Source organism: Yersinia similis (assembly GCF_001053095.1).
GTDB lineage: Bacteria > Pseudomonadota > Gammaproteobacteria > Enterobacterales > Enterobacteriaceae > Yersinia > Yersinia similis.
Genome location: NZ_CGBP01000010.1, coordinates 80194 through 96500 on the forward strand (window position 1 = coordinate 80194; position 16307 = coordinate 96500).

The following is a 16307-nucleotide window of genomic DNA, read 5'->3' on the forward strand; positions in this document are numbered from 1 at the left end:
AAAACCCCTAATCGTTGGATGTCCAACTTTCGGGGTTCACTTCAGCCGGGGGCGGTTTTTCTTTTCAGGTACTTTGCCGTGGCTCAAATTTATAGTTAAAACTTTGGCTGAGGGGTGCTCTTTTCACTCCGGTCTCATCCTCATTGAGCATATCAATCAGCATCTTACCGGCCTCTTTACCCATTTTTTTGTAATCGATACGCATTGAGGTCAGCGTCGGGTGAGTTTGATCACAGCTCTCTGAGCCATCCAGACAAGCAACCGCAATGCCGCCAGGGATTTTAAGTAATCGCCGCTGGCATTCAAACAGCACACCTAGTGCAATATCTTCGTGGCTGCATATCACTGCATCTAATTCAGGCTGGCGCAGCAATATCTCCGTCAAGGCATAACGGCCAAATTGTAAGCTGGCCGCATCGGGAGTGGTGACCGTTTGGTCTGCATTTTTGTAATGCTCCAGCATCGATTTATGCCATCCATTGAGCTGCTGGCGTTGCAGCTGATTATCCCGATGCGCTCCCAGGTAGCCAATATGTTGATAGCCACGCTCCAGTAAGTGGCGGGTTAATTCATAAGCCGATTCAAAGAAAGCCGCTTCAAGGGTAATTTTAGCCCCTTTAAAATAGGAACCGACAACATTAACAGTAGGAATATTAGTACGTTCAAGAATCTGATATGTCTTATCGGCTAACTGCGAGCCAAATATCACCACTGCCGCCGGGTGGCTTTGCAGTAACGTCATTAGAATCTCAGCTTCTTTACGTTGATTGTATTCATGGCACCCCAGCAATAACTGAAATTCATTTTTATTAAGGATTTGCTGTAGTGCCTGCATAAACCGAGAGCTGGCTTTATCGGTTAAAGACGGAATCAACACCGCCACGGTATCGCTGTGCCCTGACGCCAAAGCACCGGCAGCACGGTTTGGAATGTAGCCTAATTTTTCAACCGCTTGCTCTATTTTCTCACGTAACTTATCTGAGACCTGTTCCGGCGTTCGTAGCGCTCTGGAAACAGTCATCGAGCCTACCCCAGCATAATCGGCTACTTCCTGTAGCGTGACCCGCCCAGTATTACGGCGCTTGCGTGTTTTTTCCATGCTGATTCCCTGTCTGCTGAAACCTGACCATTCAAACTGGCCTCGACAATATAACGCATATACCTGCCATATATTGTATACCTGCCATATAACGAATTTGTATACCCGCCATACTTCAAGCTGCATCTGCGTTGACTGCGCTCGTTACTCTGCCCATTCATGACCTCAACTCTACGAAGCCGTGGCAAGCCGCCTTCCTACAACTCGAATTATTTAGGATATATATACCTGATCTGAAGATAACCCAATCTCATGGCATGACAAATGATAGCGCTATCACAAATTTTGATAGCGCTACCAGATAGCGCTATCAATTGAGACTTAGATCACATTAATAAGCGTGATAAGTATCTACTCTCCGGTTAACAGTCATAGGGAGTCATAAATTTCATGTTAAAAACACTGTTAACGTCGGATGTTATTCAGGTTGTCAGCCAGGCAAAAGATTGGCGTGATGCTATCGCTATCTCATGCCAACCGCTGATCGATAATGGGGCGGTAGAAGCGCGTTATGTTGAGGCGATTTATCGCTCCCATGAAGCTATTGGCCCTTACTACGTAGTCGGCCCAGGTATTGCGATGCCACATGCCCGCCCGGAAGACGGCGTAAATAGACTCTCTCTGGCATTAACTGTCATCACCGAGGGGGTCACTTTCAATGCAGAAGGTAACGACCCGGTAAAACTGCTCATAGTGTTAGCGGCAACAGACAGCAATAGCCATATTGAGGCTATTTCCCAACTGGCTCAATTGTTCGATACCGATAGTGATGTGCAAGCCTTACTTCATGCTAAAACATCGCAGGATATTCTGTCAGTGATTGCACGCTATTAATCACAGCATTCAGTTCGCATATATAGAATCACTCTCCAATAGATTTCAAGACACAGAAAAGCGGCAACTGAATGGTACCCAAGAGCTTACACAAGTAAGTAATTGGGGTGAACGAAGGAAGCCAACACTTCTGCAACTTGAAAGATAACGAGTAAAAAAAGGAAAGAAAATGAAAATTACAGTGGTCTGTGGTAACGGTTTAGGTACCAGTCTGATGATGGAAATCAGCATCAAAAATATCCTGAAAGAATTAGCCGTCAGTGCTGAAGTCGATCATGTAGACCTCGGTTCAGCAAAAGGCACACCAAGCGATATCTTTATCGGTACCAAAGACATTGCAGAGCAATTAGTTGCTCAAGCAGTGGGTGGCAAAATCGTTGCATTGGATAACATGATCGATAAGAAAGCCATGAAAGAGCTCTTATCTGCAGCATTAACCGAATTAGGCGCTTTGTAAGCGGAGGCTGGTATGGATTTCTTTCGTTTCTTAATGAGTGATGTGCTTTCTGAACCCGCGATACTGGTCGGTCTGATCGCTTTGATTGGCCTTATTGCCCAGAAAAAACCGGTGACTGAATGTATTAAAGGCACCGTAAAAACCATTATGGGTTTTGTGATTTTGGGTGCAGGCGCTGGCCTGGTGGTTTCATCTCTGGGTGATTTTGCCAATATTTTCCAACAAGCTTTCGGTATTCAGGGTGTAGTACCCAATAACGAAGCTATTGTTTCTGTGGCACAGAAGAGTTTCGGTAAAGAAATGGCGATGATTATGTTCTTCGCTATGGTGATCAACATCTTGATTGCCCGCTTTACGCCATGGAAATTTATCTTCCTGACCGGTCACCACACGCTGTTTATGTCCATGATGGTGGCTGTGATTCTGGCAACTGCTGGGCTAAGTGGCATAATGCTGATTGCCATTGGCTCCGTGGTTGTTGGGGTAGCGATGGTCTTCTTCCCTGCCATTGCCCACCCTTACATGAAGAAGGTAACAGGCTCTGATGATGTGGCCATCGGTCACTTCTCTACCCTCTCCTATGTATTAGCTGGTTTTATCGGCAGTAAGTTTGGTAATAAAGAACATTCGACTGAAGACATGAACGTGCCGAAAAGTCTATTGTTCTTGCGTGATACACCGGTCGCAATCTCCTTTACCATGTGTATCATTTTTGTCGTTACCTGCCTGTTTGCCGGGCCGGAAGTGGTGAAAAGCCTAAGTGGCGGTAAAAACTGGTTCATGTTCTCATTGATGCAATCCATCACCTTTGCTGCAGGGGTTTATATTATTCTGCAAGGTGTTCGAATGGTCATTGCCGAGATCGTGCCTGCCTTTAAAGGGATTTCAGACAAGTTAGTGCCTAATGCAAAACCTGCGTTAGATTGCCCGGTTGTCTTCCCGTACGCACCCAATGCGGTACTGGTTGGCTTCCTAAGCAGCTTTGCCGCTGGCCTGATTGGTATGTTCGCGTTGTATTTGTTGAATATGACCGTGATCATCCCAGGTGTAGTCCCTCACTTCTTCGTAGGTGCTGCTGCAGGGGTGTTTGGTAATGCTACAGGCGGGCGTCGCGGTGCGATTCTTGGTGCATTTGCTCAGGGTCTGTTAATCACCTTCCTGCCAGTTTTCCTGCTGCCAGTCTTAGGCGATATTGGTTTTGCCAATACCACATTTAGTGATGCAGATTTTGGTGCACTGGGTATTTTACTGGGGATTATCGTTCGATAATTTGCTTTCTCAGTAAAGAAATCACCATAACCACCTCCTCGGGAGGGGGTTTAAAACTGACAATAAAAAACCAAAGCGCCTTAGCGGGGCTTTGGTTTTTTTATTGAACAAGTGGTAATTACTCTTCGCGGGGGGTAATTTTACCGTAATCCTGTTCGTTGTTGCGCGTTAGCCACAGTGATAATGCTTTGAGAGAATCAGGCGTAAATTCGTCACAGCGGGCGGTGATCTCTTCTGGCACCATCCAGCGTACTTCATCAATCTCCTCTGGTTGTAACGCAAAGGGACCATGAGACACGCAACTGAATAAAGCCCCCCATACTCGGCAGCACTCCTCTTCAAAGTAGAATTGGCCGTGTTCCGCGAACGGCACACCGGCAATACCCAATTCTTCTTCAGCCTCGCGCCGTGCGGATTCAAGGTAGTTCTCGCCACTTTGCACAACACCACCCGCCGTGGCATCCAGTTTGCCGGGATGAAAATCTTTGCTCTCAGTGCGACGTTGTACCAGAATTTTCCCCATCCCATCGTGCACCACAATATAGGTAGCACGATGGCGTAGTCGCTGAGCTCTCATTTGCTGACGACTGGACTGAGCAATGACGTTATTTTGCTCATCAACAATGTCAACCCACTCGATGACTGCTGCTGGATTTTGCTCCACCATCCTCTGAAACCTTCTATCTAGGCGCGGTGATATACGCGCATATGTTAATCAAGAGTATCTGTTAATAAATAATATTTTTAATCAATATCTTACCCTTGTTACGTGACGCCACAATATGTTAGCTGCCTACCGCGTCAGTAACCTTAGGTATATACCCGTCATACTTCAAGCTGCATGTGTGTTGGCTGCTTTCCTTACTCGGTTACCGCCTTCCTGCAACCCGAATTATTTGGGGTATAAAAGCCTGTGTATTGATTAATTTTTCAATGTCAATCGGGCGACAAACTCATCACCTTGTAAAGTAATAATCTGCAAAACACCCTCCTCCAACATGCCATAGCTCGCCGGGTATCCCCCTTTTGGGATACTCACGGAACCAGGGTTAAAACAGATTATCTCACCTTGCCACTGTGCTTGTGGTAGGTGGGTATGACCATAAGCCAGGACATCCCCATGACGCAATGGAGGAAGCGCTCCGGGATGATAAAGGTGACCATGGGTCAGGAATAAACGTGTTTCAGGCATAATAATCTGCTGCCAACCCGCCATGATGGGGAATTGAAGTAGCATTTGATCGACTTCACTGTCGCAATTGCCACGCACGGCAATAATGCTATCCTTGTAGGCATTAAGAGACTCCGCCACCGCTGCGGGTTGATAACCCTCAGGTAATGCATTGCGCGGCCCGTGGTTAAGTAAATCACCCAGTAGTACCAGCCATTGCGCACGGCTGCGATCAAAGATCTCCAGAACGCGTTCCGTGGCCGGTAACGAACCATGCAGGTCAGAAGCAAACATTAACTTCATGATATCGTTTTCTCTCTGGTCATCATCTCAATGATAAAAGAAGCGCTATTCTATCACCCAATCCAGCAGATTAATCCGATAAAAGTCAGTATCTACCATGAGAAAATTTTGTCGAAAAGGACCGCGCTGACATCACAAACGAAGACCCACGCGATACAGCCCATCAAGGCGCGTTTTGCCAAAAATGTTAACGCAAAGGTTGGGAGACTAGCTCATCCAATGTCATAGGGTTAAACAGATACCCCTGCATAGCATCAATATTACTGCTTTCGAGTTGCGCAGATTCACTCTGATTTTCTACCCCGACGACAATGACCCCAAGACAATATTTTTTAATGTTGTTGATCAATATCGGGAAGGTATGTTTGTTGTGCTGCCAGAAGAAATGCTTATCAATTTTTACATACTCGAAGATATTGGCAGTCACTGCGTTCAATGTTGAGCCTCCGCTGCCTAAATCATCCAACCATAATGGATACAGTGAGGCTAACTCACGTAGCAAAGGGTTATTCATACCATCGGATAAATTGGAGAATGTCTCCATGATTTCCAGCCGTAAAAAAGGCATTTCATCCAGTATCTGCCGGGTAGGCGCATCAGTAACAATCACACTCGCTAAATCAAAATCAATATTGATCGAAAGCAGGACATTGTTAGTGATAAACCAATCACTATAGGCTTTTACCGCCTGCAATTGATTTTGGAATAAATCATTTTTTCCATTTATGTCCAATCCATTAATAAATTTTTCGACATCAATGGGTAAATCGACTGGTGTCGCTGAAAACCGGCTTAATAATTCTACTGCCAATAAGCTGCCGTCTTGCTTACGTATGGGTTCACAGATATAAGAACAATTAACTTTGATATTTAGTTTCATACGCACCTGGAAAAGTATATAGACAACAGTAAGATCGCTATCCGATCTCAGCAGGAGGATTGATAAACCATCGCTAATCTTTTATCAAACGCTTAACATTACCTTATTTATCGGCCATGTTGAGCGGTTTATTTAGTCCCTGATTCTTTTTTTTATTTTTTACAATAATGATTCTGGCAACTGCCTCTACTTGCCCGTTGGCAGTCCCCCTATTTTGAATGCAAGAAATAGAAGTATTCATTCAGGATGTGCTCAGTGTCGTGGGACAAGAGCACAGAATCGCCTATGCTAAAAGAGAAAAAGAAATAAATGAGGTTGATGACTCGATAGGATTGGATTTAAACGGAGATTGGATATGCGTATTTTACTCACCGGTGCTACAGGGTTGATCGGGCGCAGCCTGACCCCCTTTCTTCTGTCGCAAGGCCACCAAATAACGGCTCTGAGCCGCTCACCACAGCGGGCCAATAACCTGCTCGGTCAGCAAGTGACCTGCTGGTCCACGCTAGATGATAAAGAGAATCTCAACAGTTTTGATGCTGTGATCAATCTGGCCGGAGAACCGATCGCCGATAAACGCTGGACCTCGCGGCAAAAAGAGATTCTCTGCCAAAGTCGCTGGCAAATAACCGAACGCTTAGCCACGCTGATCAATGCCAGTAGCCAGCCACCAACCGTTTTTATCTCCGGTTCTGCTGTTGGATTTTATGGTGACCAAGGGCAGGCATTAGTCACCGAAGAAGAGCCTCCCCACGACGAGTTTACCCATAAATTATGTGAGCGTTGGGAAAATCTGGCGCTGGCGGCGGAGAATAGCCATACCCGAGTCTGCTTGCTGCGTACCGGCGTCGTATTAGCGCCAAAAGGCGGCGCTCTAGCTAAGATGCTTCCTCTATTCCGCCTTGGATTAGGTGGCCCCATGGGGGATGGTCGCCAATATCTGCCTTGGATACACATCGAAGATATGGTGCATGGTATTTATTATCTGCTAACCACCGATAATCTGCGCGGCCCATTTAATATGGTTGCCCCCTATCCGGTCCATAATGAGCAATTTACGGCGACGCTGGCCGATGTTTTGGATCGCCCAGCAGCCATCCGCACACCTGCGGCGGCAATTCGTCTATTAATGGGTGAATCCGCAATATTGGTGCTCGGTGGGCAACGGGCGTTACCGAAACGGTTGGAAGAGGCGGGTTTTGGCTTTCGCTATTATGAATTGGAAGATGCGCTGCGTGATGTGCTGAAAAAGCCAAAGGAATAAGCCGCTGGCGTTCCCTGGGTAGGGGTGATCCGTGAAATGGCATTCACCCCTAAAATACAGCTATCCATTAATACAGCTATCCATCAGCCATTTTATTAGCTACTACCCATTAACCATTTTATTTCAGTGAGCCAGAAAGAAACTGCTGTAAACGTAGGCTTTTAGGGTTACCGAAAAGCTCGGCGGGGGGGCCTTCCTCTTCAATTACCCCTTTATGCAAAAAAATAACATGGCTGGAAACATGGCGGGCAAATTCCATTTCGTGCGTGACCACCACCATAGTTTTCCCCTCTTCTGCCAACTTTTGCATAATACGTAGCACTTCACCGACCAACTCGGGATCCAGCGCAGAAGTGGGTTCATCAAACAGCAATACATCTGGTTCCATTGCCAATGCTCGTGCAATAGAAACACGCTGTTGCTGCCCCCCAGAGAGATGTACGGGATATTTGGCCCGCGCCCGTTCATCAATACCAACTTTATCCAGATACAGAATTGCACGCTCTTTCGCCACCGATTTACTTAATCCCAGCACTTGAACCGGTGCCTCCATCACGTTTTCCAATACCGTCATGTGACTCCACAAATTAAAGTGTTGGAAGACCATCGTTAACCGGGTGCGCAATAATTGTAGCTGTTTTTTATCGAAGACTTTCAACTGACCATCGCTATCCCGTACCAAGCGGATAACCTGATTATTTACGCTTATCGAGCCTTCACTGGGTTTTTCCAGAAAGTTAATGCAGCGTAAAAATGTACTTTTCCCTGAACCAGATGAACCAATAATGGAAATAACATCCCCCGCTTTGGCAGAGAGCGAAACACCTTTTAATACCTCATGCTCCCCATAATGCTTATGCAGCTCCGTCACAGAAAGTTTAGTTTCCGCATTTTTAATGTAGGACGTATTCGTCATAGAGTTCTCCGCACTAATGCGATGCCTGAGGTTTAATATGGGCTAACCAACGTTTTTCTGCCTGGCGGAACAGGCTAATTAGCGTAAAGGAGATGATCAAATAAAGTACAGCGGCAATACTGAACGCATAAAAGGGTTGGTAAGTCGCAGCGTTAATATCGCGGGCTATTTTCAATATATCGGGTACGGTCGCGGTAAAGGCCAGCGCGGTGGAGTGCAGCATTAAGATCACTTCATTGCTGTATGCCGGTAAAGAGATACGCAATGCAGCAGGTAAGATAATACAGCGGTATAATTTAAAACGTGAGAAACCATAGGCGCGCGCGGCTTCTATCTCACCGTGAGGTACCGAACGGATCGCACCGGCAAAAATCTCAGTGGTATAAGCACAGGTATTGAGCGTCAGCGCTAAAATAGTGCAATTTAACCCACTGCGAAAAAAAGCATTTAGTAGGTCATTGCCTCGGATTATCTCCAAACTATACATCCCGGAATAGAACACCAATAACTGCACATACAGCGGTGTACCACGAAAAATATAGGTAAAAATCCATACCGGTAAGCGGATCCATCTCCGCTCGGACACCCGAGCAACCGCCAATGGGAGCGCCAGTAATCCCCCCATGACGACCGAGGAAATTAATAACCAGAGGGTGACCGCCATGCCGGTAAAGCGGTAGCCATCACTCCAAAGTAATGCCTGCCAATATTGATGTAAGATTTCAATCATAGCTCAGCCCTCTTCACCCCATGGGAATAGCGCCTTTCCAGCCACCACAAGACACCGTTAGAGAGAGTGGTGAAGAACAGATAAATCGCGCCAGCAACCAAAGCAAAGAAAAACGGCTGGTAGGTGCCTTTCCCCGCCAACTGAGTGGCTTTGACCACGTCATTCAAGCCTAAAATTGACACCAGCGCTGTCGCTTTCAGGATCACTTGCCAATTATTACCAATACCCGGCAACGCATAGCGCATCATGGCAGGGAACATAATCCGACGGAAAATCTGGCTGGAGGTGAAACCAAAGGCGGTCGCGGCCTCAATTTGTCCTTTAGATACAGCCATATAAGCGCCACGAAACGTTTCAGTGAAGTAAGCGCCATAGATAAAGCCAAGGGTAATAACTCCGGCAGAGAGAGGATCAATATCAATTTGTGCAAAACCAAGGGACTCGGTAATGCTATTGAGGGTAATCTGCAAACCGTAGAAGATAAGCAGCATCAAAACTAAATCAGGTACGCCGCGGATCAGTGTGGTGTAGCACTCAAACAGGCCCGATACCAACCGGTTTGACGATAACTTCCCACCGGCGCCCATCAAGCCGATAACCACTGACAGCAGCACCGAGAACAATGCTAACTCCAGTGTCACCAGCGCACCTTCAAATATCAGTTTGGAATATCCATCCAGCATCTGTGGGTTATCCTGTTTTACTGAGTGAGGAGTCTGGCTAATTACGGTATGTTGGCCCCTGCCATAATCGACAGAGGCCACTACGGCAAAAAGGGTTAATCGCCGTAAACATCAAAATCAAAGTATTTTTTGGCTAATTGATCGTAGGTGCCGTCACTACGCATTTCAGCAAAGGCTTTATTTAACGCCGCTTTCAGCTCAACATCTGCTTTGCGCAACCCCATACCGGTCCCTACACCAAAGAATTGATCATTTTTTACTGATGGGCCGGCAAAAATATAATCTTTACCCACAGTTTGTTTTAGGAAACCTTCGCTGGCTGCAACTTCATCTTGGAAAGCCGCATCAATACGACCTGAGGCCAGATCTGCATAAATCAGATCCTGATTTTGATAAGCAACAACATCAATACCTTTTGGCTGCCACTCAGCATTGGCAAAAGCTTCCTGAGTAGAACCTTGTAACACCCCCACGCGCTTACCTTTTAATGCCACCAGTGTCGGCTCAATAGTGCTACCTTTAGCGGCGATTAAACGGGAGTTGGCGGCAAAGAGTTTATCGGTGAAGGCAATCTCTTTTTGACGTTTTTCAGTTATGGAGAGTGAGGAGATAATGGCATCGACTTTTTTAGCTTTCAGCGACGGGATTAACGCATCAAAATCACTTTCAACAAAAGTACATTTGGTATCTATACGTTTGCATAACTCCTTCGCGATATCGATATCAAAACCGACTAATTCACCACTAGAATTTTTCGATTCAAAAGGGGCATAAGTCGGATCTGTACCAATTTTGATCTCTTTCGGGATGGCGGCAAAAGCACTACTGGCAGCAAATGCTAATACCAAAGGAAGAACTAACAGCTTTTTATTCATACACATAACCCTCAAATTGATTTTTGATGCCACAAAGCGCGTTAGATTTCTGTCCAAGCCTGAGCGTCCATAAATCAATTTGCAGTAATCGTGCCAGTAATTATCTGGAGGGAAAGCCAATTCCACCATACTGTTTCTTTACACGATAACGACTAAAATCGATATACCCGTCATGCTTCAAGTTGCCAGTATTGGCCGCCTTCCTGCACGCACATTATTTAAGGTATAAATGTCATGACATCTGGTCGTGAACAGAAACAGAATACAAAAATCCTACTACAGCACCGTCGCTGTTGCCGGATCATTGTGGAGCATAGCTTGCCCCATTTCAGTGCTATGTTGCACAAATGTATTAATTAGGTGATTAATCATATTGATTGCATCACTAAATGTATCAATGAGGTGATTGAATGTGTCAATGAGGACAATAAATATGTTAATTAGGTCAATGAATGTGTTGGTTAGGTTAGTCAATAAATATTAGTTTTTACCTTGCCAGCGCGTAAACAGATCTTCAGGTAACTCAATATCAAACTGATCGATGATGCGATTAACGGTCTGATCAATAATGTCCTGAATCGTTTTTGGCTGATGATAGAACGCAAGCATTGGCGGCATAATCACAGCACCTAATTCGGCGGCTTGCACCATTAAGCGGAGGTGGCCTAAATGCAGGGGGGTTTCGCGGACACAAAGCACCAAGCGGCGGCGTTCTTTAAGGATCACATCGGCAGCGCGGGTCAGTAAGCCATCGGTATAACTATGGACAATGCCAGATAGCGTTTTGATGGAGCAAGGTAAAATAACCATGCCATCGGTCTTAAATGAACCAGAGGAAATACAAGCCGCAATGTCCCGAAAATCATGGACCACATCGGCAAACGCTTGGACTTCCTTGACACTGTAGTTGGTTTCGAGCGCCAGTGTTTGACGGGCAGCATTACTGATAATCAAATGGGTTTCCACGCCTTCGACATGTTGCAGCACCTGTAACAGCCGCACACCATAAATGGCACCACTTGCACCACTAATGCCAATAATAAGTCGCTTCATGGAAAACTGCCTCATACTGATGCTCTATCGCATTAAAATGTCCAATATATATGCAGAACACATATTTATTAGCATGATACCAAACTTTGCCGCATCAGGTACTAATTAGCAAGTTATAGCAAAACACCATGAATAAAAAGGTGCACCGCGCCTAAACGCAGGTTGCACCTTTTTGATTCATTCTGTTTTATGACTGATACCCGTCATACTTCAAGACACAGATATAGGGGATTAACCTTCGTTATGCATCTCTAAATTTTCCGCTTCATTATGGCTACGCAATGCCTGCGCATCGTCGTTACGTAATGACTCAAGATATTCCAGATAGCTCTGATCCACATCTTTCGTCACGTAAATACCATTAAAGACAGAACATTCGAACTGGGTAATGTCTGGATTATCTTCACGTACTGCATCGATAAGATCGGTAAGATCTTGGAAAATCAGTGCGTCAGCACCAATCAACTGACGAATTTCATCGACTTCACGACCATGAGCAATCAACTCATTAGCACTTGGCATATCGATACCATACACATTCGGGAAACGGATTTCAGGTGCTGCAGACGCAAAGTACACTTTCTTCGCCCCGGCTTCCCGTGCCATTTCTACAATCTGCTCTGACGTGGTCCCGCGAACAATGGAATCATCCACCAATAACACGTTTTTACCACGGAACTCAGCACGATTAGCATTCAGTTTACGACGCACCGATTTACGTCGCTCTTGCTGACCCGGCATGATAAACGTACGGCCAACATAACGGTTTTTCACAAACCCCTGACGGTACGGTTTATCCAGAATACGGGCAATTTCCAACGCGATATCGCAAGAGGTTTCTGGAATAGGAATGACAACATCGATATCCATGTCTTCCCACTGTTTGGCTATTTTGGCCCCCAACTTCTGCCCCATGCGAACACGCGCACTGTAGACAGAAATTTTATCCATAAAGGAGTCTGGGCGAGCAAAATAAACATATTCAAACAAGCATGGGTTGTATTTTGGATTCTCAGCACACTGACGCGTGAACAGTTGGCCTTTCTCGGTGATATACACGGCTTCGCCCGGTGCAACATCACGCAAGAATTCAAAACCAAGAGTATCCAGAGCCACACTTTCGGAAGCAACCATATACTCATTGCGCCCATCAACCAGCGTGCGTTTACCAATCACCAGCGGACGAATACCGTTAGGGTCACGGAAAGCAACCATACCGTGGCCAATGATCATTGCGACGCAGGCATAAGCACCACGAATCAACTGGTGCGTTGCGGCAACAGCAGCAAAAATGTTGTCAGACTCCAACGGATAATGCTGGAAACGATCCAATTCACTGGCAAAAATATTCAACAGGATTTCTGAGTCAGACGTGGTATTTACATGACGACGAGAAACTTCGAATAATTTCTTTCTCAGTTGGTGAGCGTTAGTCAGATTACCGTTATGAGCCAAGGTAATGCCAAACGGTGAGTTAACATAGAAGGGTTGAGCTTCAGAAGCGCTGGAGCTGCCTGCCGTTGGGTAACGAACATGACCAATCCCCATATTCCCCTGTAAACGCAGCATATGCCGGGTTTCAAATACATCCTTCACCAAGCCGTTCGCTTTCCGCAGACGGAACCCATTATGGGCATCAATGGTAACAATCCCCGCCGCATCCTGCCCCCGATGCTGAAGCACCATCAACGCATCATAAATCGACTGGTTTACCGGTGTAAAACCGGCGATACCGACAATACCGCACATGTTGTCTTTTCCTCATAAGCCGCTTCGAATCGGTAATTGATTCGGTAAGAAACTCGACGTGCTCTGCAGGTAGTCAAAGAACCACCTGATGATATAACTGAACTGCGGGATTAATTGTGACTGCTTCCAATCAACACTTTGTGAGAAGTTGGTAAACGTATCCAGAAAGAACAACATGGCAGAGACAATCAGCACACCTCTCAGTGCCCCAAAACAGACCCCTAAGACCCTATCGGTTCCTGATAACCCAGTACGCTCCACCAGTGAACTAATCACATAGTTAACAATAGCCCCGACGATCAATGTCGCGATGAACAAAATGCCGATGGCAATTCCGTTGCGAACAATTTCATCCTCAAATCGGGTGAAATAAACAGCAAGGTAAGTGTAAAAATGGCTGGCAACAAAAAACGCACATCCCCATGTTACAAGTGACAATGCTTCACGGACAAACCCTCGAATTAAGCTGACTAACGCAGAAAACCCGATAATTCCTATAATGACGTAATCAATCCAGACCATGACTATTCCAATAACGAAACCGCCGCTACATCTTGTTCGCGGCGAATTCTAACAGAAAAAGAAAACGTTTGCGTAGGGGTTTCTAACCCCGAAACAAATTAAAGTGTGACGACTAAAAAATAACCATAACCGCATGGAAAAATACAATTCCCGTATAAAAAAAACACAACCACCGCATAAATTGAGCCGCTAAAAACCTGCACCTACGGATATCTCACACTTCAGTTGTCATCCTTACGCAGTAGACAACCTAAGGCAGTAACAATCTAACCCTAACGCGACGTTATATAAGGCTTAACTTGCCCATTCAGACCACTTAATGCATTAAGCTCAGGTAACGCGGATTGTAATTTCTGTTTTGACGCATCCGGCCCGACATATAACCGGGTTATCTCACCCTGAACCGGCGTGGCGGGTACAGTGAACGCCCTATGCCCCGACAACCGCAGCATCGCGACAATCTCATTTACTTTGGCCGCATTTTTTAGCGCCCCCAGTTGGACAACATAAGCCTGCCCTACTGGCGCTTTTTCTTCCACCGGCGGTTTAGTTTCTGGCTTAGGTTTCACTTCCAGCGGTTTTTTCTCTGCTGGTTTTATTTCTGTCGGTTTTGTTTCTGTCGGCTTGGTTTCTATCGGCTTAACGTCTACCGGCTTCGTCACGGCAGGTTTTACCTCAACCGGCTTACTCTGTATTGGTGGCGGTGCCACAATCGTAGGCTCAACAGCAAGATTACCGGCATCATTAGCCGCCTGAGAAACCGAATCATCGCTGGGTTCGGCTCCTACCGCTTGCGCAGCACCTTCGGGCGGCGCAATGGGCAAAGGCTGATTGAGCGGCGGAACCACATCAATCTCTTGGCTATCCCCTGGTTTTGGCACTAACGGAATAGCGGCAAACTCATCCTCGTAGTGTTTCTTTTTGCCATCCAGTAGCCCCGGTAACACAATCACACCTAAGGCAACTAAAATAATGGTCCCGACTAAACGGTTCTGGAACTGACTTGCCACTCGCACTCCCCGCGTTTATATCCCGCCGGACTTGAAGATGCAGGAGGCGCTCGTTTATTGCCAGCCTACAACTCCACGCTCTTTGGGTTTAAATTCAATCTGTTATAAACTGGACGCTGTCACAAATGCAATGCTGCCATAACATGGGCAACAGTATGGAAAGAGCCACAGACAATGACCACATCCTGTGTATCTGCATCTTGCATAGCCTGACGCCAGGCAGTTTCTACATCGCTAAACTGACGTGCGCTCACCAGATGTTCGGCCAATTGACCAGCACTGGCTCCCCGTGGCCCTTCAAGCGGGGCGCAATACCACTCATCAACCCGCTCAGATAAACATGCCAGCGTACCCGCAATATCTTTATCCGATAACATCCCGACGACCGCCCGCACTTTGCCTTGTTTCGGCACATTAACCGGGTTAATAACTTGGGCTAACCGATTGACCAGATAACGGGCAGCATGCGGATTATGGGCTACATCCAGAATCAGTAGCGGTTGCTCACTGACGACCTGAAAACGCCCAGGTAAACTGGCGGCCTGTAACCCCTGCCGAATAGCCTCGTCACTCAATGACACCCCGGAATAATGTAATACAGCCAACGCAGTAGCCGCATTCTCCAGCGGCACGTTCGGCACCGGTAAGTCGGATAATTGGCGCTCACCACATTGCCAGTACCAGCAGGGTTTTTGTTGACCAAATGGCTCTTGTTGATCAAATGACTCTTGCAGGCTGAACTGCCAAGTAACATCCCGACGATAGAGATGTGCACCTAACTCAGCCGCCACATCGGCAATAGACTGGGGCATCTCTGGTTCCCCCACTACCGCAGGTTTACCACCACGGAATACGCCCGCCTTCTCCCGGCCAATACTTTCACGGTCGTAACCCAACCAATCAGTATGATCTAACGCGATACTGGTGATGGCGGCGACATCAGAGTCAACAATATTGGTCGCATCTAACCGCCCACCCAATCCTACTTCCAGGATCACCACATCAAGTTTAGCCTGCTTAAATAGTTGCAGCGCTGATAAGGTGCCAAATTCAAAGTAGGTCAGTGAGATATCACCTCGCCCAGCTTCGATCTGAGCAAAAGAGTGGCTGTGTTCTGCCTCAGATAGCTCTTGCCCCTGAATTCGAACCCGCTCGGTATAACGTAAAAGGTGGGGGGAGCTGTAAACCCCGACTCGCAGACCAGCCGCCAATAAAATGGCTTCCAATGTACAGCAGGTGGTGCCCTTGCCGTTGGTACCGGCAACGGTAAAAATTTTGGGGGCAGGTTTAAGCAGGTCCAGACGCTCAGCGACCTGTTTAACACGTTCCAGACCCAACTCAATGGGCTGAGAATGCAAATGCTCAAGATAGCAAAGCCACGCGGCCAAAGGCGACGTGGCTTGGGGAGTTTGATGATTGTTCATGAGTCCCGTCACTTCCCTTGGTTTTATCCCCGTTATACTCCAAGTTGCCTGTGCGTTAATGCCCTTTG

At 46.5% G+C, this 16307-nt stretch carries 17 protein-coding genes; 4 read left to right on the forward strand and 13 right to left on the reverse strand.

Features of this window, described 5'->3' with window-relative positions:
- Positions 1-64 precede the first annotated feature (64 nt).
- Positions 65-1099: a LacI family DNA-binding transcriptional regulator gene (locus AC971_RS09610; protein ID WP_038402304.1), complete on the reverse strand. Its 1035-nt coding sequence runs from the start codon at positions 1097-1099 to the stop codon at positions 65-67.
- A 390-nt stretch (positions 1100-1489) separates the two neighbouring features.
- Here AC971_RS09610 and AC971_RS09615 point away from each other — a divergent pair, with 390 nt between their 5' ends.
- The 3 genes from AC971_RS09615 to AC971_RS09625 all read left to right on the forward strand — a co-directional run bounded on the left by AC971_RS09615 (position 1490) and on the right by AC971_RS09625 (position 3659).
- On the forward strand, positions 1490-1933 hold the full coding sequence (locus tag AC971_RS09615) for a PTS sugar transporter subunit IIA (protein ID WP_025384319.1): 444 nt from the start codon (positions 1490-1492) through the stop codon (positions 1931-1933).
- A 169-nt stretch (positions 1934-2102) separates the two neighbouring features.
- On the forward strand, positions 2103-2390 hold the full coding sequence (locus AC971_RS09620) for a PTS sugar transporter subunit IIB (protein WP_025384320.1): 288 nt from the start codon (positions 2103-2105) through the stop codon (positions 2388-2390).
- A 12-nt stretch (positions 2391-2402) separates the two neighbouring features.
- Positions 2403-3659, forward strand: coding sequence for a PTS ascorbate transporter subunit IIC (locus tag AC971_RS09625; protein ID WP_025384321.1), 1257 nt, complete (start codon positions 2403-2405; stop codon positions 3657-3659).
- Positions 3660-3777: 118 nt separating this feature from the next.
- On the opposite strand, the gene yfcD is transcribed toward AC971_RS09625, so the two are convergent.
- The 3 genes from yfcD to AC971_RS09640 form a co-directional block, all read right to left on the reverse strand.
- Positions 3778-4326 carry an NUDIX hydrolase YfcD gene (yfcD, locus tag AC971_RS09630; RefSeq protein WP_025384322.1) on the reverse strand — a complete coding sequence of 183 codons (549 nt, stop codon included), beginning with the start codon at positions 4324-4326 and terminating at the stop codon, positions 3778-3780.
- 255 nt (positions 4327-4581) lie between these two features.
- The gene (yfcE, locus tag AC971_RS09635) at positions 4582-5133 is read right to left on the reverse strand and encodes a phosphodiesterase (RefSeq protein ID WP_025384323.1); all 552 of its coding nucleotides are present in this window, start codon (positions 5131-5133) and stop codon (positions 4582-4584) included.
- 187 nt (positions 5134-5320) lie between these two features.
- Positions 5321-6013 (reverse strand): EAL domain-containing protein, encoded by a 693-nt coding sequence (locus AC971_RS09640; RefSeq protein ID WP_025384324.1) that lies wholly within the window; start codon positions 6011-6013, stop codon positions 5321-5323.
- Positions 6014-6368: 355 nt separating this feature from the next.
- Between AC971_RS09640 and AC971_RS09645 the strand changes: the two genes are divergently transcribed.
- Positions 6369-7277: a TIGR01777 family oxidoreductase gene (locus AC971_RS09645; RefSeq protein ID WP_025384325.1), complete on the forward strand. Its 909-nt coding sequence runs from the start codon at positions 6369-6371 to the stop codon at positions 7275-7277.
- Positions 7278-7395: 118 nt separating this feature from the next.
- Here the strand turns inward: AC971_RS09645 and hisP are convergent, their stop codons facing one another.
- The 9 genes from hisP to folC form a co-directional block, all read right to left on the reverse strand.
- Positions 7396-8193 (reverse strand): histidine ABC transporter ATP-binding protein HisP, encoded by a 798-nt coding sequence (gene hisP / locus AC971_RS09650; RefSeq protein ID WP_025384326.1) that lies wholly within the window; start codon positions 8191-8193, stop codon positions 7396-7398.
- A gap of 13 nt (positions 8194-8206) precedes the next feature.
- Positions 8207-8923 (reverse strand): ABC transporter permease, encoded by a 717-nt coding sequence (locus tag AC971_RS09655; protein WP_025384327.1) that lies wholly within the window; start codon positions 8921-8923, stop codon positions 8207-8209.
- Entirely contained in the window at positions 8920-9606 is a 687-nt protein-coding gene (locus tag AC971_RS09660) for a histidine ABC transporter permease HisQ (protein ID WP_012303927.1), read from the reverse strand. Before AC971_RS09660 ends, AC971_RS09655 begins: the two co-directional genes overlap by 4 nt.
- Before the next feature lie 95 nt (positions 9607-9701).
- Positions 9702-10481: a histidine ABC transporter substrate-binding protein HisJ gene (gene hisJ / locus AC971_RS09665; RefSeq protein WP_025384328.1), complete on the reverse strand. Its 780-nt coding sequence runs from the start codon at positions 10479-10481 to the stop codon at positions 9702-9704.
- A 480-nt stretch (positions 10482-10961) separates the two neighbouring features.
- A complete protein-coding gene (locus AC971_RS09670) occupies positions 10962-11534 on the reverse strand; it encodes a UbiX family flavin prenyltransferase (RefSeq protein ID WP_025384329.1) in 573 nt (190 codons plus the stop codon).
- Between the two features lie 231 nt (positions 11535-11765).
- Positions 11766-13283 (reverse strand): amidophosphoribosyltransferase, encoded by a 1518-nt coding sequence (gene purF, locus AC971_RS09675; protein WP_025384330.1) that lies wholly within the window; start codon positions 13281-13283, stop codon positions 11766-11768.
- A 12-nt stretch (positions 13284-13295) separates the two neighbouring features.
- Complete coding sequence (gene cvpA, locus AC971_RS09680) at positions 13296-13805, reverse strand: colicin V production protein (protein WP_025384331.1); 510 nt, start codon at positions 13803-13805, stop codon at positions 13296-13298.
- 272 nt (positions 13806-14077) lie between these two features.
- Positions 14078-14815: a cell division protein DedD gene (gene dedD / locus AC971_RS09685; RefSeq protein WP_025384332.1), complete on the reverse strand. Its 738-nt coding sequence runs from the start codon at positions 14813-14815 to the stop codon at positions 14078-14080.
- 119 nt (positions 14816-14934) lie between these two features.
- A complete protein-coding gene (gene folC, locus AC971_RS09690; protein ID WP_025384333.1) occupies positions 14935-16239 on the reverse strand; it encodes a bifunctional tetrahydrofolate synthase/dihydrofolate synthase in 1305 nt (434 codons plus the stop codon).
- Positions 16240-16307: the final 68 nt, after the last annotated feature.